The 19,458-nt window shown below is 52.8% G+C and carries 18 protein-coding genes, 1 tRNA gene, 1 pseudogene and 1 riboswitch; of the genes and pseudogenes, 14 read left to right on the plus strand and 6 right to left on the minus strand.

Translation table 11 applies throughout. The features are described from left to right. Positions 1 to 308: 308 nt before the first annotated feature. From HM1_RS05290 to HM1_RS16570, 9 genes and pseudogenes are all read left to right on the plus strand, one after another. Positions 309 to 995, plus strand: a complete 687-nt coding sequence (locus HM1_RS05290; protein WP_012282273.1) for a hypothetical protein — start codon at positions 309 to 311, stop codon at positions 993 to 995. Between the two features lie 94 nt (positions 996 to 1,089). Continuing rightward, a complete protein-coding gene (locus tag HM1_RS05295) occupies positions 1,090 to 2,175 on the plus strand; it encodes a transketolase C-terminal domain-containing protein (protein WP_012282274.1) in 1,086 nt (361 codons plus the stop codon). Between the two features lie 15 nt (positions 2,176 to 2,190). Further along, positions 2,191 to 2,955: a thiamine pyrophosphate-dependent enzyme gene (locus tag HM1_RS05300; RefSeq protein WP_012282275.1), complete on the plus strand. Its 765-nt coding sequence runs from the start codon at positions 2,191 to 2,193 to the stop codon at positions 2,953 to 2,955. Between the two features lie 2 nt (positions 2,956 to 2,957). Then, a complete protein-coding gene (locus HM1_RS05305; protein WP_012282276.1) occupies positions 2,958 to 3,527 on the plus strand; it encodes a 2-oxoacid:acceptor oxidoreductase family protein in 570 nt (189 codons plus the stop codon). Positions 3,528 to 3,651: 124 nt separating this feature from the next. Next, positions 3,652 to 3,924: a 4Fe-4S dicluster domain-containing protein gene (locus tag HM1_RS05310; RefSeq protein ID WP_012282277.1), complete on the plus strand. Its 273-nt coding sequence runs from the start codon at positions 3,652 to 3,654 to the stop codon at positions 3,922 to 3,924. 181 nt (positions 3,925 to 4,105) lie between these two features. Continuing rightward, positions 4,106 to 4,181 (plus strand) — tRNA-Ala (locus HM1_RS05315). Positions 4,182 to 4,386: 205 nt separating this feature from the next. Beyond that, the gene (locus HM1_RS15105) at positions 4,387 to 4,977 is read left to right on the plus strand and encodes an NYN domain-containing protein (RefSeq protein ID WP_187147812.1); all 591 of its coding nucleotides are present in this window, start codon (positions 4,387 to 4,389) and stop codon (positions 4,975 to 4,977) included. Positions 4,978 to 5,142: 165 nt separating this feature from the next. Continuing rightward, on the plus strand, positions 5,143 to 6,504 hold the full coding sequence (locus HM1_RS15110; RefSeq protein WP_012281426.1) for a transposase: 1,362 nt from the start codon (positions 5,143 to 5,145) through the stop codon (positions 6,502 to 6,504). 422 nt (positions 6,505 to 6,926) lie between these two features. Further along, positions 6,927 to 7,193, plus strand: a pseudogene (locus HM1_RS16570) (transposase); the annotation flags it as partial. Positions 7,194 to 7,276: 83 nt separating this feature from the next. Here HM1_RS16570 and HM1_RS05325 read toward each other — a convergent pair. The 6 genes from HM1_RS05325 to HM1_RS05350 are packed head-to-tail and all read right to left on the minus strand — an operon-like array spanning position 7,277 to position 10,887. Then, positions 7,277 to 7,606 (minus strand): DUF190 domain-containing protein, encoded by a 330-nt coding sequence (locus tag HM1_RS05325; RefSeq protein WP_012282281.1) that lies wholly within the window; start codon positions 7,604 to 7,606, stop codon positions 7,277 to 7,279. A 15-nt stretch (positions 7,607 to 7,621) separates the two neighbouring features. Continuing rightward, entirely contained in the window at positions 7,622 to 7,990 is a 369-nt protein-coding gene (locus tag HM1_RS05330) for a fluoride efflux transporter FluC (protein ID WP_012282282.1), read from the minus strand. 10 nt (positions 7,991 to 8,000) lie between these two features. After that, positions 8,001 to 8,438 carry a fluoride efflux transporter CrcB gene (gene crcB / locus HM1_RS05335; protein ID WP_012282283.1) on the minus strand — a complete coding sequence of 146 codons (438 nt, stop codon included), beginning with the start codon at positions 8,436 to 8,438 and terminating at the stop codon, positions 8,001 to 8,003. A gap of 1 nt (position 8,439) precedes the next feature. Then, entirely contained in the window at positions 8,440 to 9,456 is a 1,017-nt protein-coding gene (locus tag HM1_RS05340; protein WP_012282284.1) for a GGGtGRT protein, read from the minus strand. Between the two features lie 14 nt (positions 9,457 to 9,470). After that, entirely contained in the window at positions 9,471 to 10,142 is a 672-nt protein-coding gene (locus HM1_RS05345; RefSeq protein WP_041313388.1) for an iron-sulfur cluster assembly scaffold protein, read from the minus strand. Between the two features lie 31 nt (positions 10,143 to 10,173). Next, positions 10,174 to 10,887 (minus strand): sulfite exporter TauE/SafE family protein, encoded by a 714-nt coding sequence (locus HM1_RS05350; protein WP_041313392.1) that lies wholly within the window; start codon positions 10,885 to 10,887, stop codon positions 10,174 to 10,176. Between the two features lie 83 nt (positions 10,888 to 10,970). After that, a riboswitch (Fluoride riboswitch) is annotated at positions 10,971 to 11,032 on the minus strand. A gap of 265 nt (positions 11,033 to 11,297) precedes the next feature. Between HM1_RS05350 and HM1_RS16505 the strand changes: the two genes are divergently transcribed. From HM1_RS16505 to HM1_RS05370, 5 genes are all read left to right on the plus strand, one after another. Further along, positions 11,298 to 11,450 carry an SEC-C metal-binding domain-containing protein gene (locus HM1_RS16505; RefSeq protein WP_012282286.1) on the plus strand — a complete coding sequence of 51 codons (153 nt, stop codon included), beginning with the start codon at positions 11,298 to 11,300 and terminating at the stop codon, positions 11,448 to 11,450. After that, a complete protein-coding gene (locus HM1_RS14490) occupies positions 11,447 to 13,543 on the plus strand; it encodes a hypothetical protein (RefSeq protein WP_012282287.1) in 2,097 nt (698 codons plus the stop codon). Before HM1_RS16505 ends, HM1_RS14490 begins: the two co-directional genes overlap by 4 nt. 506 nt (positions 13,544 to 14,049) lie before the next feature. Continuing rightward, complete coding sequence (locus HM1_RS05360; RefSeq protein ID WP_083765271.1) at positions 14,050 to 15,954, plus strand: DEAD/DEAH box helicase; 1,905 nt, start codon at positions 14,050 to 14,052, stop codon at positions 15,952 to 15,954. Continuing rightward, complete coding sequence (locus HM1_RS05365; RefSeq protein WP_012282289.1) at positions 15,947 to 17,017, plus strand: SPX domain-containing protein; 1,071 nt, start codon at positions 15,947 to 15,949, stop codon at positions 17,015 to 17,017. Before HM1_RS05360 ends, HM1_RS05365 begins: the two co-directional genes overlap by 8 nt. Positions 17,018 to 17,194: 177 nt before the next feature. Then, complete coding sequence (locus HM1_RS05370; protein WP_012282290.1) at positions 17,195 to 19,441, plus strand: S8 family serine peptidase; 2,247 nt, start codon at positions 17,195 to 17,197, stop codon at positions 19,439 to 19,441. The last annotated feature ends 17 nt before the right edge of the window (positions 19,442 to 19,458 follow it).

Here is a 19,458-nt window from a genome sequence, read left to right on the forward strand (position 1 = left end):
TCATTCTCGCCTTTCTGTCACCTTTGTGGGAAACAGAAAGGCCTTTCTTTTTCCAGCTAAAGTCCGTTAATTTTGAATTCAATCCTCAAACTTGCAACGTTCAGATCAAATTGATAATCTATCGTTGACTGGTATCCAATGTTTCACTACAATTGGGTGACGTAGCCATAATGATAACATCGCCATATCTCATCAAGGGGGTTCTCCTCCTTTTCTTTTGCGCCTCGATGCCCTGTAGAAAGGTAAGATCGCCCCATCGCCGGGCATGAATTGTCAATGGCCGGGAAAAATACACGCTAGCGGAGGTGGTGACCATTTCCGGCACGGAACGCCAACGGGTCGTCGAGGCCTATGTTGGCGAGTATGCCAGCGGAAAGAGTGAGAATGCCGTCAACCGCGCCCTGGAACTGCTGACGCAAGGCCGGCAACCAGTGACGATCGTCGACCTGGACATCGTCGAACCCTTTTACACCCTTCGGCCGATCAAAAAGGAGTTGGAGGAGAAAGGTTTGCAGGTGGTCGCCTGGGAGACGCGCGCCACCATGGGCCTCGGCGAGGCGGGGACCTTGATCCGGGGAGACATGCTCTGGTCTTTGCGCCGCGAAGGCGACCTGGTGCTGGATATCGGCTACGGTGTCGAGGGCTCCAAGACGCTCAACCTGCTCCACGGCGCCCATGAAGACCAGGACCTGCGCATCATCGCCGTCATCAACGCCTCCCGGCCCATGACCTCCTCTGTCGAGGAGATCGTCGACCATGTGCGCGGCCTCGGGCCTGTTCACGGCCTGCTCAACAACACCCATCTGGCCGAGGAGACGGACTTGGCGATCATCCGGGAAGGGGCGCGTCTCGTCGACGGCGCCGCCCGGGAACTGGACCTCCCGGTGGTGGCCAACGCCGCCGACGAACGTTTTCAGGGGAAACTGACGCCGGAGGACGTGCTGGGTCATCCGGTGCGTTTTTTGCAGCGCTTCATGCCCCGATCCTTTTGGTAACAGCAGTTTTAGAGGCTGGGCCAATCGGGACAATCGTCGCCCGAAGCATTCGTACGACGAGCCAACATACACGTTCAGGAGGTGTGCCTGACCTATGGCAAACAAGCCGATTCAAGGCGAAAAGCGGATGTTCATGACCGGCAATGAGGTCTGCGCCTACGCGGCCTTGGCCGCTGGCGCGGACATCATGTACGGCTACCCCATCACGCCGCAAAACGAGATCATGCACTACTGGACACGCCTGGCGCCCAAGTACAACCGGAGCTTTTTGCAGACCGAGGACGAGATCTCAGCCGGTTTTACCACCTGCGGCGGCGTCCTCTCGGGCAAGCGGGCCTTTACGGCTACGGCGGGCCCCGGCAATACGCTCATGCAGGAGCCCATGTCGATGGCCGAGATGATGCGCATCCCCGCCGTCTTCATCATCCAGCAGCGGGGCGGCCCGTCGACGGCTACCGTCATTTATTCCCAACAAGAAGTGACCATGACCTGCTACGGCGCCAACGGCGAAGGCTTGCGCATCGTCTATTCGACGGCCAACCACCAGGAGCTCTACGATTACACGATCAAGGCCTTCAATACGGCCTGGAAATACCGCTTCCCCACCTTCGTCCTCGGCGACGGCTACCAAGCCAAGATGCGCGAGTCGCTGACCATCTATGACCCGGAACTGCAGGGCATCCAGATGGTCGATACCTACCCCCTCGTCGGCCTGCCCGGCAAAGCCGGAGCAGACCGCGACCCGGCCCACCTGCGCAACACCTACAATACGGAAGAGGAGCTCTATGAGGTTGTCAAGGATCTGGTGACGACGTACGAAAAATTCGCCCCCGAGATCGTCGAGCACACGACGAAGGAATGCGATGACGCCGAAGTGGTCATCCTCTGCCACGGCATCGTCTCCCGCGCCGCCGTCGAGGCCATCGGCGAATTGCGGGCCGCAGGCATCAAGGCCGGCATGTTCCGTCCCATCACCCTGCGCCCCTTCCCGACAGCGCCGCTGCGCAACGTCGTCCAGAAGGCGAAAAAGCTGCTCATCGTCGAGTCGGCGGAAGGGCAGTTCGCCCGACTGGCGCTGCCGTCTCTCTACGGCCTCACCACGCCGATGGAGACCATCTTCAAGCCGGGCCAGGGCATCACATCTGACGAAATCGTCAAGAAAATCAAGGATATGGCCTAAGGGGAGGGTGACGCGATGACAACGGCGACTGTATTAGAACCGAAAATGCCCAAGTCCTGGCGGCAGGAGACAAAACCGCACAAGTTTTGTCCCGGCTGCGGCCACGGCGATATTTTAAAAGCCTTAGGGACCGCCATCGATGAGCTCGGCATCCAGGATCGCGTCGTCTTCGGCTGCGATATCGGCTGTTCCCTTTTGTCTTGGGACTTCTTCAACTGTGACGCCATCCAGACCCACCACGGCCGCACGACGCCTGTCATGACCGGCATCAAGCGCGCCCGACCTGAACTGATCTGCATCGCCTACATGGGCGACGGCGGCGGCTACGCCATCGGCGCTCAGCACCTCGTCAACGCCGCCAGCCGCAACGAGAAGCTCACCGTCATCCTGGCCAACAACGCCCAGTACGGCATGACCGGCGGCCAGATGGCGCCGACGTCCCTGCCGGGGATGAAGACAGAAACGTCGCCCTACGGCCGCGATGTTGACGCCACCGGCAATCCGACTCTCGGCCCCGAGATGGTCGCCGCCATCACGCCAGCCTCGGCCTATGTGGCCAGGGGAACGATGGCTAACATCCCCCAACTCACGAGGATGATGAAAAAAGCCTTGCAAAACCAGATCGACGGCAACGGATTCTCCTTCGTCGAGGCCCTTTCCGCCTGTCCGACCAACTGGCGGATGAACGCGGCCAAGACCTGGGAGTTCGTCGAAAAGGAAATGACCAAATACTTCAAAGTCGGCGAGTTGAAAGTTCCCGCCGCCAAGCAGGAGGGGTAACCATGGCCAAAGTTATCAAAATCGCCCTCGCCGGCGAAGGCGGCCAGGGTGTACAGTCCGTCGCTGAGATCCTCACCGAGGCGGCCAACGAGGAAGGAAAGGAAGCCCTCTATATCCCCAACTTCGGCGTCGAACAGCGGGGCGGCGTCTCCATCGCCTTCGTCCAGATCTCGGACAAGGAGAAGGTGGGCTCGCCCAAGTTTGAGAAGGCCGACATCGTCATCGCCCTCTCTGACCGCGCCATCCGCCGCTGCGCCCAGTATGTCGACGGGAACACGGTCTTTGTCTATGACACCTTCATCGAAGGCGTCGAAGACGACCTGCCGAAAGGCGCCAAAAAGGTCATCGGCATCCCCGCCATCGAAACGGCCAAGAACGAACTGCACCCTCGGGTGTTCAACATCATCATCATGGGCGCCGTTGTCCGCGCCACCCACGTCGTCAGCGAAGAGCGCGCCAAACAAGCCCTGGAAGACAAGCTGGGTTACAAGTTCGAGCAGGACCCCAAACTGCGCGAGCTGAACTACCGCGCCCTGGAGCGGGGCATGCAACTGGTGGAGGGGCAATTGTAAGATTGCACCGCCATAAAGAGGACGGAAGCGACGAAGGCTGTATCGTGAACCGTCCCCCAAAGGGCAGGAAAGCCCGGCAGGGCAATGGGATTCGGAACCGCATAGACAAGGAGGTGCGTCTTCCGTGGCTGAATGGAAGGTCTATACGATTGAGAGCGGCAAAGGGCGCCACAGCGTCTTCCCCGGCCTCTGCAAAGGCTGCGGGCTCTGCATCGAAAAGTGCCCGACCGACACGCTCACCTGGTCAAAGAAACTGGGCGTCTACGGCACCCCTGCCGTCGAGGTGCAGCAGGACCCCGCCTGCATCGCCTGCGGCATCTGCCAGCACGTCTGTCCCGACTGCGCCATCGTCGTCGAGAAGCTGAAGCCGGAGGAGCAGAAGAAGCCGAAGGCGTAAGGGTAAAGCCGATCGGCAGGATGGGCTGACCAGAATAGGCTGACAATACCGAAGCCGAAAGACAAGGGCAAAGCATAAAGGGCAGAACAGCGCTGATCGGCTCAACCGTCTATGGATTAAAAAGGAGGCCTCTGGCACTTGCATCGGGCCTCCTTTTGCGATATAATACTTTTCGTCACGTGGGGGTGTAGCTCAGCTGGGAGAGCGCCTGCTTCGCATGCAGGAGGCCAGCGGTTCGATCCCGCTCATCTCCACCAACATGCAATAATTGAAACCGTTGTATTTTGACTTAGGCTCAGAATACAACGGTTTTTGCGTTTGTGTCCTATTTCTGCTATTTGTTTAAAAATTAAAACAAAGTGATTATATTGCTTTATTATATTCACATTTTTTCTAGCTATTGTAATTATGTTGACTTTTTGGAGTTTTAGTTTAAAAATAGACATGAAAGGGGTGAGCGCGGTGTCGGATAAGTGTGCAATTTTCATTGATGGTGGATACCTAGACAAAGTTTTTCAAGATGAGTTTGGTTCTCCAAGGGTAGACTATCTTAAATTGTCCAAGTGGCTTTCCCGGGGAACGAGTATTTTTCGGACATATTACTATAACTGCTTACCTTATCAAAGTAATCCTCCTACAACTGAAGAAAGTCAGCGGTTTTCCAAAAAACAGGCTTTTTACGGACGGTTAAAACAACTTGAGCGGTATGAGGTTCGTTTGGGAAAACTAGAATTTCGTGGAAATAGGCAGGATGGAACACCGATTTTCGTGCAAAAACGTGTAGATATTTTGCTAGGCGTTGACTTAGCGTTGCTTGCTGCAAAGAACAGAATAACACACGCAACAATTTTTGCTGGAGATAGCGATTTTTTACCGGCTATTAGTGTAGCTAAAAATGAGGGCGTGTTAATTACCTTGGCCCATGGAGGAGCGAGTAATCCTCCTCACGACGACTTGTGGCGCGAAGCAGATGAAAGAATTCAATTAGATACAACGGTCGTAAATTCTATTCTAAGGCAGAACCCACGCATCTTTAATAAAAAAGTCTGCTAATCCCCTGTCTGAGGCGCTGTTGGAGAATTGTCATGAAAACGCGACAATTCCCACGGGAAAATGGATGTAATTAGATTAATTTCCAGAAAATTTTAAAGGATTCCCGTTACCTTTGTCGAAGTGAGTGGTTGCAAAGCAAAACACTGAACAAAGGGGGAATCCTCAGTGCAAAGCGTAGCACAGCCACTCGAAGAAGTCCAGAAAATTTTTTGTAGAACACCTGGTGGAAAAAAAGCGGGCCGACTAATTCAACATTTTACGCAGTACGCCTCAAAGGTATATGGCTTTTCGCAGATGGTCCGTCAAGCAAAGGATGGTCGCAAACAACCCCGTATCAAAGCCCCAGCCATTTTTACCGTCGCTTTTTTTGGCGCCTTTTTCTGTATGGAAAGTATGGAGCAGATGGACCGTTGGCAAAAAACCGGGGTATTCCGTCAATTGGTTCCCAAAAACATTCGATTGCCATCACATGATACGGTGCGACAAGCCTTGATGAAATGGGATCTAAAAGAGCAACGAAAGCAGCATAACTGTGTGATCCAGCGATATAAGGAGCAACGCGGCCCGCAGAAGGAAAGCATCAATGGTTGGCGAGTGACTGCCATCGATGGCGTGGAGTTATTCCACACCAAGGCCTATCGTTGTCCCGAATGCCTTACGCGCGAACACCGCGACAAAACCACCGACTATTATCATGCGGTCGTAGTCGCTCAACAGGTTGGCGGCAACGCGAACCTGATTTATGACTGGGAAATGCGAAAGCCTCAGGATGGGGTGGACAAGGATGAAGGAGAAACCACCGTCGCCCAACGATTGATCCGACGTATGGCCGAGACCTATGGAAAAATAACGGATGTATACACGTTAGACGCGCTGTTTGCCAAAGCACCCGTCATTCATGCCGCTCTGGATGCAGGCGCTCATGTAGTTGTTCGCATGAAAGAAGAACGTCGACGGATAATGAAAGAGGCAAATGCCTGCTTTGCGAACCGGCTTCCGGACTCCACTTGGGAAGAAAGAGATGGAAAAGGGAATACCGTTTACGTTCAAGCTTGGGACGAAGAGGGATTGGCACAATGGCCGCAAGTTCGCGTGCCCATGCGAATCGTAAAAATCATTCGTCATACCAACAAGACAGTCATCGAAGCAAACAAAGAAGTCTTTGTCACTGATGTGGTGGAGCGCTGGATAGCAACCACATGCTCATCCGAAAAAGCGGATACCCAGACGATCGCACAAATTGCCGCCGCTCGTTGGGATATTGAGAATATTGGATTTCGCAACCTTAAGACGTTCAACGCCTTGGACCACTGCTTCGTGCACGATTCGGTGGCGATCAAAGCGATGATCGGATTTCAAGTGCTGGCTTTTAATCTTAAGCGATTGTTTTTCTTTCACCACCTCCCTGCCTCTCGTCATCGAGATGTGCCGCTTCGATATCTCATTGATGAGATGCGCGAAGCGACGAGGTGGGTATCTTTACATCTATATCGTTGGGTCTGGGAGTGGGGCTTATCTACTGCCTAGCTGACCAAGGGTGAAAGGGTGGGATTGCCTATCGAAGCACTGGTATAAACAAGGTGTTTTTTTCCATAAACTTGCGTAGGATAAATGCAACTGTCGACTGGATAATTTAAACATTTAAAGAGAGAATTGGTATCGCCATTAAATCGGTTAACCGTAAGAGGTCGCTCATTTGCTTGGTGCTATTTCGATTGCGTAGGTTCTGATTCTAAGGCCATAAAGAGCCAAATATTTCTCGGAAAAAGTTTTTAATTGCGTATTGACTTTATCGCCGTTGGGAATAGAATAAGGTATAGAATACTTACTAGCGTTCGCGAGGACGTTAGGCAGAATGAACAGCTCCCCTCCTTTCTTTTTGAGAAGGGGGGCTTTTCCTTTGTTTTCGGCAAAACACAGAACCTACTGTGAGCGGTCATTGGACCAGGTGCACGGTCGACGTCATCTACGATCCGGCCGATATCGCCGAATTGACCATCGAATACGCCGACCATGCGCCTTGGAAAGCGCGGCGACTCGTCATTGGCGAGCGCACCGGCCCACGGCCGAAACTGCCGGGGCGCCTCAGCCCGTAGAGCGCCGATTCATCGCGACTGCTCGCCGCGGCAACCCAACAAAAGGAGCAACGAAAAACGCGACAGGCCCCGGTTGTTTCCTACCGAACGGTGAGAAAGGAAGGGAACAAGGGTGTTTGAATCCTTTTTTGGCTTCACCCAAACGCCCTTTGCGCGGGACATTCCGACGGAGCAACTGTACTCCGACCCCTTCGGAGAGTGGACTATCCTTGTTTAATGACATCGACATCAAAGGTAATGATTAAGCCCTTCTTCACCATTTCCGAAATGAAAGGCAAAACCCTGTCAATGGTTTCGCTGGTATCAACCGCCTCAATAATCATCGGCAAATCTGCCGATAAATCTAGAATTCGAGTCGTTCGGATACGGTTCGCGGCTCCATAGCTTTCCACACCACGAGAAACCGTCACCCCAGCCAATCCATTTTCTTTGAGTTTCAAAAGGATCGCATGATATAAAGATTTATTCCCAAACTTCTCAGTTTCGCCTACATATATTTTCAGCATCTTCGCTTTTCCCGATGGTAACGTCATTTCGTCACTTCCTCGTCAAATGAATTTCAGGCTGATTCCTATCAAACAAGCAACCAATCCAGCGATTGTACTCCCTGCTGTGTATAGAAAAAAAATCATCCATTCCCCTTCTTCGATCAGTCGGATCGACTCATAGGTAAATGTCGAAAAGGTCGTATAGGCGCCTAAAAAGCCGACTTGAAAGCCATACTTTTCAATAAGGCCACCTGTAGGATGCTGAACCATATTCATTGCCAACAATCCTAGAAAAAATGATCCGGTAACATTGATCAAGAACGTTGCCGTGGGAAATGAAAGGAAAGCGATCCTGGACAGGTACTTACCAATGGCATATCGGCTCAACGCCCCGGCAATCCCGCCAATTCCAATAATCAGTATCTCCATTTATGAACTCCTAACGACCTGTGGCGTTTTCCGAGAGTTCTTCCTCTTCGCCAAATTTATTTCTTCGATATTCGGCAATGGCTCTTGCGGTGAACAATCCAAAAGCAGACATGGCGATTCCAAGCAACACACTGGAGAAGATGTAGATTCCAAAACTCCAGTATTGCCCTTGTTGAAGCAGCTGAATGCTCTCCAATGCAAAGGTGGAGAAAGTGGTATATGCACCTAAAAACCCCGTAGATACGCCCAATCGAAGATTCGGATTTATCGAAACAAAATCCAATGTGAGTGTTAAAAATAAAGACAACGTAAAACATCCAGTAAGATTGATGATCAACGTACCCCAGGGGAATCCACTCTGTTGTACGAAAGACGAAAAAAAATGTCCGATTTCAAACCGTAATAGGGCTCCCACAAAACCGCCTAAAGCGACTGCCAGGTAACTCATCTTATCTGGTTATATCCTTTCCATGCAGTGCGGCATCGACCATGACAGCCAGCGCGACTGTTGCACCGACAATCGGATTATTCCCCATACCGATAAAACCCATCATGTCAACATGAGCCGGAACCGAAGACGATCCTGCAAATTGCGCATCGGAATGCATCCGGCCCATCGTATCCGTCAGCCCATAGGATGCTGGGCCTGCCGCCACATTATCCGGGTGAAGGGTCCTCCCAGTACCGCCGCCGGAGGCCACGGAAAAGAACGGTTTGCCCTTTTCGAAACACCATTTTTTGTATATGCCGACACAGGGATGCTGGAATCGAACCGGGTTCGTCGAATTGCCGGTAATGGAGACATCTACCGATTCATGTTGGAGGATTGCGACGCCTTCATCAACCGAAAAAGTTCCATAAACCTTAACTGCAGCACGTTCCTGCTTTGAATATCTTTTTTCGCCGAGTATTTCAAGCGTAGCCGTTTTGAAGTCGTATGCTGTCTCGACAAAGGTGAAGCCCGTCATTCGGGCGATAATGTGGGCCGCGTCTTTCCCCAAGCCAACCAAAATGACCTTCAGGGGTGCTTTTCTTGCACGGTTTGCATATTTAACTACCCCCAAAGCCCCTTCCGCTGCCGCAAAGGATTCGTGACCCGCCACAAACGCAAAGGTTCGGGTTTCTTCTTTGAGCAGCATCGCGGCGAGGCGACCATGCCCGATCCCAACTTGTCGTTGATCTGCCACGGAACCTGGAACCGTAAAGGCCTGCAACCCCTCGCCGATTTTTATGGCGGCATCGATCGCATTCCTCACAGACCCTTTTAGGGCTAGCGCCACGCCTAATGTATATGCCCACAAGGCATTATCAAAGGCAATAGGTTGGATGTTTCGAAGGGTTGCCTCCACATGAATACCCGCCTCATCACAGACCCCTTTCGCCTCTTGTAAATCGGCAAGAGAAGCGGCCGCTAATGCAGCTTGAATGCGAGATTCCCGCCGTTCATATCCCTCAAACAACCTCATACATCTTCCTCCCCCTATTCCTCGCGAGGATCAATAAAGGTCTTGCCTTCCGAATAGCGTCCGTATGTACCGGTAGCCTTTTTCAGGGCTTCCGCAGCCTCGGTGCCCTTCCGGATGAAATGCATCATGGCGCCAAGATTGACGTATTCGTATCCGATGATTTCGTCGTTTTCATCTAAGGCAAGTCGAGTCACATAGCCCTCTGTCATCTCCAGATAACGTGGCCCTTTGCTTTTAGAGCCGATATGGGTACCGACTTGAGAACGGATAAATTTTCCCAGTTCTTCCGCAGCAGAACCCTCCGGAAGTCCACCTTCTGAAAAAGCCGTTTGAGTGCGACCATAGGAAATTTGCAAAAACAACTCCCGCATGGCCACGTTAATAGCGTCACATACGAGGTCGGTATTTAGAGCTTCCAGCACCGTTTTGCCAGGTAGAATCTCAGCAGCCATTGCTGCTGACTGTGTCATTCCGGAGCAGCCGATTGTTTCTACCAAGGCATCCTCGATAATCCCATTTTTTACATTAAGCGTTAGTTTGCAAGTCCCTTGTTGCGGAGCACATGCGCCCACACCATGCGTTAAGCCGTTGATGTCTTCAATCCTTTTTAGCGAAACCCATTGGCCCTCTTGGGGAATAAGGGCCGGGCCTCGTTGGGGACACCCCCGGATCACACTGTGTAACATCCTTAATTCCTCCGTTTCTTTTTATAAAAAACTAACGGGCGAACAGAAGTTGTAGCCCCGCGAGAACCAAGAGCAACGATACAACCTTTTTGAATACACTTTTGGGTAATCGCTCGATCACCTTTCTTCCTGCCCATGTTCCCGCGATCATCGAGATACCTATGCCGAACCCGATCGCGATAACCGCAGGGCCAATATCAAGATATCGTTGGTATATGATGATCTTCGTAACATGCATCATAACAGCAGTGACTGCTTCACTGGCAATATAAGATAGGGGAGGCAGATTAAGTGAAAAAAACAACATTGCCCCCAATGGTCCTGCGCTTCCGACCAAGCCCGATAACAAACCGACAATGCCGCCTCCGATCACCATTACCCGGGCATTATTTGGAATATCGATCTTTTTGAAATGTTGTAAGATCACAAAGCCGATAACCGCCAAGCCAATCGCTTTTGTAATAAGCTCTTTGGGAACCGTGACAAAAGAAAATGCTCCGAGACAACTCATAGGAATGGCGCCCATTATGAAAAAGCCAACAGGCCTCCAAGAAATTTCTTTGTATCCGAAATATACTCTCGAAAGATTCCCGATTAATTGAGCAATCGTTAAGACAGGGACTGCGACGGTAGCTCCAACTGAATGGGTCAACACGGGTAGCAATAATAATGCCCCCCCGAATCCGACTGCTCCCGATACGGCTGCGGCAATAAAGCCACCGAGAGCGAATAAAAGGATGGTCAAACAAGAACAACCTCCTACAGAGAATGGCTGCTTACATACAAAAGAATGACCACTTTCACAAAAAGACAGACTCCCACCCGAAAAATCGAGTAGGAGTCATCATCCGCAAAACGGCTTTACCGCGAACTCCATCGCGTATTCCCTTTGGTGAGTCACTCTACATACAGTTTATTGCTCCTCTTGGCTATCGTCAAGAGAAGATGAGAAAAAACTGTAAATGCGAAACATTACCGGTGGGCACTTTGCCATCCTTGTGTTCAATCCATAAAAGAAAGAATCAACACGGCCATGACCTTCGGCTTTTGAAAGATCAGGGTCTATGGTAGAATGACTGTAGCGCGTAGACATAGTCAAAAAATAACGCTGGGGGGGAGACAGCTGCTTCCTTACGGGGATAGCTGGTAACGCAGATGTCGAAAATCGGACGAAACGGTCAATGTCATTGCGGGAGCGGAAAAAAGTATAAAAAATGCTGTATGGCCAAGGATGAAGCTATCGAAGCGCAGGTGAAGGACGCGATGGAGGTAAAAAAAAAAGAGATCAGTTCAGACTGGACGACATGATCGAAGCTTATCGAGAAGCTTATTGTAAAGAGGAAAAGACGGTTGACTTTGATCCGTCAACCATGTCGGTGGCGAAACTATTGGATCTCGGCTATCGCTTCGTGGATCAACAAAATGCCTTTGAAGGTTGTCGGGCCTGGTGGTGGGCGTGGACAAAGTTGCGCCCCCTCATCGTGGAAAAGGGTATTGATGATATCGACGCCGTAGACAAGGTGGTTAAAAGTCCGGACTATATGAGCAATTGGTGTCAGGACTTTGATGACCACTTGATTAACGAAGCCCAAAAACGTTGGATCTTTGCCATCATGCGCATCGCCTATGCCCAAGATTTTGTTCGCCTGTTGCCGAAGAGTGATCTTTTGATCATTCAAAATATGCGGCTAGCAGTGGCTGAATCTTACGCGATTCTAGGACAGTTCGATAAGAGCGAAACGGAGTTTCGCCAGTTGATCAAGGATTACCCGCAGTGGACATGGGGATATGTGGGATGGGGAGACCTGTACAGCTATAACAAACCCGATGACCGGGAGGTCGATGTTCAGCGGGCGAGAGAAATCTTTGCGGCGGGCTTGGATGCCGGCGTCGATGAGCCGGAGTATTTAGAGCAACGAATTCGAGACCTGGATGCGTTCGTCAGCTCTGAGAAAAAGCACCGCATCGCAACACCCGTTCTAAAAACATCGAACAAATCGGGTAAAAAATGGCGCCAGTGGTATCGACAACTGCCTTTGGACCAACAGGTCGAAGTGATGATCGCGGCTATTCAGCAATCGGACCCTTGCCTCTGGGGTGACGAATCGGATTATGGCTTGGACGATCTTTGGGATGAAAAATTGGACGATCTTTGGGACGAAGAAACAGACGATCTTTGGGCTGAAGAAGCAGACGATCTCTTTGCAAATGGGGAGGAAATGTCCGCTGGCGGAGAGAAGGCCGATGTGATGAAAAACATTGAACAAGCAGGAGAGAAGCCCGAGGAAGATGATTTGGCGGACGATCAGGACGCATGGATCATTGCCATGAGCGAGAGTCCAGCCTTGAGCGAACAACTAGAGGAGACGCTGGACGAACTGTATCAAGAAAAGCGCTTTGCCCTTATCGCAAGACTTGTTGCCGCCCATCGGGATCATGTGGGGAGAGGAAACAGGCAAGTCTTTTGTTATTGCGCTGAGGAACTGGCTTACTATTACCTGTATCGCCGCGAATGGGACGAACTGCGAATCCCTCTGCGATGGCTGGTCGATGCCCCGGAACATAACATCAACCAGATTCTACCGGTGCTGAGCACATTGGTCGCTTCCGGAGAAACCGCCCTGGCCGTTTCTTTCGCTACATCTGTCCGCCAGTCCATCTTAGAGACCGAGGGATTGATGTGGGGCGTCGATGACGATATCGTGGCGGTGCTCCGCGCTCGCCGATTAGAGCAGACATATGATCAACTTCAAGGAGGCCAAGGGCCTGATTGGAAAGCCCTGGTCGCTGATCTTGCCCAAGTGGGATGTAAGACGACGCCGAATTCTCTGGCGATGCTCAAGGCGGGCCTGACAGATGATGTGTCCGGCGATGTCCTCCGTGAAGGGTTGTGTAGCTCACTGGTGGGTGGGCTCGAATCGTTATCTTACGGTTTTTATCGGTTCATGCGCCAGAAAAAGAACATGGACTTCACCTGCGCTGACCTGATCTGGAGACGGTTTGTCTTTTTTATGACCTGTTATGTTCAAAAAAAGAAAGCGACGGACAAGCTGAGGTTCCGATTCACCAAAAAAAAGCTGGAATCTGCACTGATGGACTGGCTTGGTCTGAATTCTATGGGCCTTTCGAACAAAAAACCAGACAGCGTCGTTTTGCTGTGGGGGTTGCCCTATGTCTATGATTACCTGAAAACCACCGGATTGATCGATGAAGATTGCTGGCAAAAGACGGTGGATCTTGTAGCAGTCGTTAAGGACGAAATTCTCTATGTTCTTGACGGGGAACTCTGGAAATACGCTTTTGTTCTACAATGGACACCGGCAGATGCGGTGGGGGAGACGCCCTGGCTAGAAAAGGAATGTTTCGGCTATTGCCTTCGCGATATCCGGTCCCGACAATAAAAGAGACGAGTGCTCCTGGAATACGAGGGCGCCATTTGCGGCCATTGTGGAGACTCATGACGTCTCATGTCAGGAGCCTCCTTTTTGTTTTTATGATAGAATAAAAGTCAACGCATGCCCGCAAACAGGTGGTGAAAAAACAGATGAACAAGCAGATTGCCTTTTCTGTCTCACCGGAGGCGTTGCAGACGAAGGGCCTGCTCTTGCAAGGGGACATTGCCAAATTGCTTTCTCCCTTTGCCGGGAAAACGATTTACTTGCAAGATCCCATTTTGAATTGGATCAGGTGTAAAGTCAATTCCCAGGGAACCCTTCTCCAAAGCCCTCAATTGGGGAAGTTTCTAAAAAATATGGGCTCCTCCACCTTTGCAATACGACAGATAGGCAGTGAGGAATTTTTCGTTTTTCCCGTCGCTCTTCGGCAACCGAGCCCTCGGGCGAATCGGGCTGGAGCAGAACGCTCAGCCGCCCAAAAGGGGACGAACAGGGAAAGCACGAAAAAAAGGATGGCGACCCTGAGCGCGAAGGCAACTGCAGCGGTCGCGGCACAGCGGGCGTCCGCCGTGACACCAGCGTCAACAAGTGAAAAGACACAGGGAACCAGTCTGCTCGACCCGGTCCAACAGCTTGTCCAGGAGTTTGAGCAGGGCTCACGAGGCAATGTTGTGGAGATCCGCCTCGACCGGGAGAAGGGAAGGCCGCTTGTTGAAAAGATCATCAACGGCCATGGGGCCAGCGTTGACGATCTGTACCTGCGCCGGCAGGCCCTGCAGTTTTCCTTGCACCCGGGTTTCGACACGCTCCTGTCCTTAACGGCTGTTCGCGATATGACCCCCTTTGACTACCAGATCCGGACGGTCCGTCATGTGCTGGCGAACCTGCGCGGGCGGGCGCTCCTTTGTGACGAAGTGGGGATGGGCAAAACAGTCGAGGCCGGATTGATCGCCCTGGAATACATGCTGCGCGGCTTGGCCCGGCGTGTGCTCATCCTGGCGCCACCGTCGCTTGTCTCACAATGGCGCGAGGAGATGCAGGTCAAATTCAACCTTGATTTCATCACCTATGATGATCCGGCCTTTAAGGCCCATCACGAGCCTTGGACCTTTTTCCCGCGCATCATCGCCTCCATCGACACGGCAAAGCGGGAGAGTCATCGACTACAGATCGGCGCTGCCGCCTTCGATCTGGTCATCTGCGATGAGGCCCACCATCTGAAGAATCGCCGTACGCAGGCTTATCAATTGGTGAGCCAACTGCAGAAGAAGTATATCCTTCTGCTGACAGCGACGCCGGTGGAAAACGATCTGGAAGAGTTGTTCAATTTGATCACGCTGCTTTTACCGGGGCAGCTGGAGACAGCGGCAGCCTTTAAGAAAAAATACATCACCCGCGGCGATGCCTTAAAACCAAAAAATACGGAGGAACTCAAGGCGCTCGTTCGTGAGGTGATGGTCAGAAACCGCCGTTCTGAAACAGGGGTCATTTTGAGCCGCCGCTATGCTGAGACGATTCGGTTGCAGCTGAGTCCGGAGGAGATGGCTTTTTACCGGCGGCTCACTCATTTTGTCCGAGGCTTTTTTATCGATGGGCAGGACAAGCCCCAGGGCGGGGCGAGTTTGCTGACCCTGAAGGTGCTGCAGCGGGAGATCGGCAGCAGCATTGAAGCGGTGTTGCCGACGCTGACCAAGATGGCCGAGCAGCCATCTTACGCGCCGGAGATGCGCCGGCTTTTTGCCGCATTGCTGGAGCAGGCCAAAAAGGTGCCGCATCGGGCAAAGGCCGACGCGCTGGTGCAACTATTGAGAGGGCTCAACGATAAGGTGATCGTCTTTACCGGTTTTTCGGAGACCCATCGCTACCTGGTTCGCCGGCTGACTGAGGCGGGCTTTGCGGTGGCCCAGCTGCACGGCGGCATGAAGCGGTTGGAAAAGGAAGAGCAGGTGCGCTATTTTGCCGACGTGGCCCAAGTGCTCCTGTCTACGGAAACGGGCAGTGAAGGACGGAACCTGCAGTTTTGCCGCTGTCTTGTCAATTATGATTTGCCTTGGAATCCCATGCAGATTGAGCAGCGCATCGGCCGGATTCATCGCATCGGCCAGGAGCGGGATGTCTATATCTACAACCTGTCTGCTCAGGATACGTTGGAAGCCCACATGTTGGAACTGCTGGATGCCAAGATCAACATGTTCCAACTGGTCGTCGGCGAGTTGGATATGATCTTAGGCAACCTCAAGGAGAACCAGGGCTTTGAGGATATGGTGTTGAACGCTTGGCTGCAGTCGGCCGACGAGCGGGAGATGGAGGCCCAGATGGACAAAGTGGGCGATCAACTGCTGGAGGCAAAAAACCACTATCTCGCCGTCAAGGCTATCGATGAGCGGCTACTGGGAGAGTTGGTGCCTGATGAGTGATCGCCATCTGGATCGGCCGACCGCCCACGGCGACATCAAGCCCTTCGTCCGCGATTGTCTCCGTCGCTCCGGCGCTGTCGTAGAGGAAAGCGGTTATGAGCTCTGGGAGGTTTTGCTCAGTGACGACCTATCGCGGCGCTGCCGGGAGGAGCATCTGTGTTTGACCTTTGACGCCGAGGTGGCCCGTGAATCCCCCGATGCTCTCTTTGTCACCTATGGAAGCCCCTTTCTCGACGCGGTAGTGGAACAGGCGAAGGTATATGGCGATTATACGCAGCTCTATTGGCCGGGAACGTCGGCGCAGCCCCCGCAGAACCTGCTCAAGAAGATTCACGATCAGATCCAGTTTCAGCGTTGCCGTCCGCCGTCGGTGGAGATGGTTTGGACGGCGGAGCACCGCTTTTATGCCTTCTTTTTTCTCTGTACCTTTCATTCTTTCGAGAAGACGGAAGTGCTGTTGCCGGTGGTGATCGACGGATACCGGGGGGAACGGCGGGAAGACTTTTTTCAATGGTGGGACACCGTGCTCCCGGCAGAAACTCCAGCCTATAATTATACCCCGGCGCCGGCGATGTCGCCGGAAGCCGCTTATCTCGCTGCTTGCTCGATAGCCGAGCAAGACGCCCAAGAGCAGGCGCAGGCCATCTATAATCGTTCTGCCGCCTTTCGACGGCGTGAGTTGGGCAAGATTGCCGCCTATTATGTGGAGACGGAGGCGGCCCTGCAGAAGAAGCTCGAGGCTGCCGATACGGCGGAGAAACGCGCTCGTTTGACGGCTCAGATCGATGCGACTCGGGCGGATCGCGAGCGCCGGCTTCTCGATGCCCAGGATCGGTACCGAGTCAAGGGGGATGTGCGGCTGGATCACGTCATGACGCTGGCCATGCCGCGCATCCATGTGAAGTTGAACCTGCAGCTGGGAAAACAGGTATTTCAGCCGGTGGTCTTGTACAATCCGATCAATGGCCAGGTGGAGCCGTTGCGTTGTGAACGTTGTGGAAAGACCGTGACGGCGGTGTTGCCCGATAGAGAGGGGAAGCTTATCTGCGGGCAGGGATGTTGAGAAAAGGAAAGCCGCCACGTTGACGGTAAACGCCATCGGCGCCCGGACTTACCTTGCGATCTTTATACCCAATCAGCTCATGGATTCAGGAAATATTTAAAATCCCCCGAAAGGGGGATTTTTTTCGATCTCTTGCCTTGATTACAATGAGCACAAATATGAAGAGGGGGGAATGGGATGAGAGGAAGGGCCATTGGAAAAGGTCTGACAAAAATCCTTTTCGGCGTTTTTGCACTGATCGTGACGGCGCACCTAACAGGGTGTGCCGGTGGTGATGCAGGCGAGAAAAATCTGTCCCTCTCCAGCCGCCCGGCCATACAACTTGGCAAGGCGGAGATCAAGCCGTTAAAACGCGAAAATTGGACAAACCTGGAAGGCGTTGGTCTTGTTCCGGCAGATCGCGTCATGGTCGTCTTAAAAGAAGGTGCCGGACCAAGTGACGCCGACCGGGTGGCGCAGTCGATAGGCGGAAAAGTCGTTGGTTTCTTTGATTATATCCACCTCTATCAAATTGAGACTGTCGGTAAGACTGCCAGTGATCTGATCCGGCACATTCAGGCGGCCCGCCAAGACAGCGCAGTGGAGCTTGCTTTTCCCGACCAGTCGGTCAGCCCTGATGTTACGATAGTCGGCGTCCAATGTTCCCCGCTGGATGATCCCCTTTATACGAAGGATGGACGCAATAAAGGGTATGAGATGGTTGGCGTGGAACGGGCTTGGGCCTTGATCCGCGCTTCTAAACTGAAGCTGTCTGATGTGCACGTCGGCGTTGTCGATGACGGGATCTATAAAAAGACGGACGAGTTCGATGGAGAAACGACAGTCGATGTGACGGATCCGGATGGGGAACTGGCAACCCCGACAAAAGTTGAGGATAACGTTCATGACGACCCCTATGGGAGCCACGGTACGGCAGTCACCTCGATCATCGCTGCCAATCCGAAAAACGGCGGTTTGACCGGCGTGGCTTCCAACTTGGGAAATAAGCTGCATGTATCCGTTGCGAATATGTATGGGCCTCCTTATGGAGACCGTTGGACCAACGCGCCTGACCCGAATGATCCGACTAAGGTGACTTACAGCAACGGCTTTACCCAGGTGCTGGGACCCCTTATGGCGATCAAGAAACAGATCGAAAGCGGTGCCACCATCATCAACTGTTCTTGGGGAAACAGCAACGCCCATCCGGAAACAGCTGCCGCCTACCGGAGGTTCTTTGAGAAAATGGCGCAGGAACACCCGAACATTCTCTTTGTCTGCTCTGCCGGCAACAATGGCAAAGTGCTTGACGGAAGCCGGCGCTATCCGAGCGGCTTGAATCTGCCGAACATGATCACCGTGGGCAATGTGAGAAATGACGGCACCCGCGCCAACTCCAGCAATATGGCGGGCCCGAACTATGAGGTGACGATCGCGGCGCCTGGACAACAGGCTGTCCATGGGGTGAGCAAGGATGGCGTCGTTGTCAACGACCATGGAGGAACAAGTATGGCTACACCGCATGTGGCTGCCGCGGCGGCGTTGCTTCGTTCGATCCATCCAAAGCTCAGCGCCGGTGATATCAAAGCCATCTTGAAAAAAACTGCCTTGGAGGGCGTGACCGTCGGTGATCGCTCTAACCTGGCGCCACCGGAGTTAGGGGGCGGGATCTTATCGATCGATCAGGCGGTGCTCTATGTGCTCAATGACCTGCGTAGGGAAAAGGGGCTGGCCCCGTTGAGTATGGATGCGGCACTGATGTCGACGAGGATCGATCTGATTGCAGAAGGTGGGCCGAAAGAGTGGAAGGTAAGCGCAACGATCCCTGCTGTCGGCACGGACGGGACAGATGTCGACTTTGAGTTGCAAGGAGAGGGCGCTGTTGGCGGCAACAGCAAGAAGCATCTGGACAATGACGGGACGCTGAAGTGGGACGTAACGCTGGCCAAGACGACAGGAACTGTTCACATCAAACGGATGGACTCAAACTCCTGCTGGAAGGTGGAACTGGCGCCTGATTTCTCCGGAACTTGGGAGGGGACCATCGTCGTATCCCGAACGCCGTCGCCTTCGCAGAAACCACCTGTCAACAACGGGGAGTGCGAAGGCGTCAACATCGACTTTTCTCAATTGCAAGGGCAGTCGAGACCGATACAGCTGATCATCGACAAGCCAGAAAGACCTACGGACCTGTACAGCGGTTCTTTTTCCAGCGGAGAAGGCAAGGAGAAGAAAGAGATCCCGCTGCAGATAGCCGTCGACGGAGATTCGGTGCGTTTTCAATTGGAGGACAGAGGGTTCAGCGCGCCGTTCTACGGCAGCCTGTCCAGCAGAGAAGGTACAGATACGCTCTCTGGTTCCTGGAGTTTTATGGTGCCGATAGAGGGGGGAGGCACGGCGGAGTTTCTTGGCGGTGAGTGGACGGTGACCAGGAAGGCCTCGTAATTATCGAGAAGGGGAAT

This window comes from Heliomicrobium modesticaldum Ice1 (assembly GCF_000019165.1).
Lineage (GTDB): Bacteria > Bacillota > Desulfitobacteriia > Heliobacteriales > Heliobacteriaceae > Heliomicrobium > Heliomicrobium modesticaldum.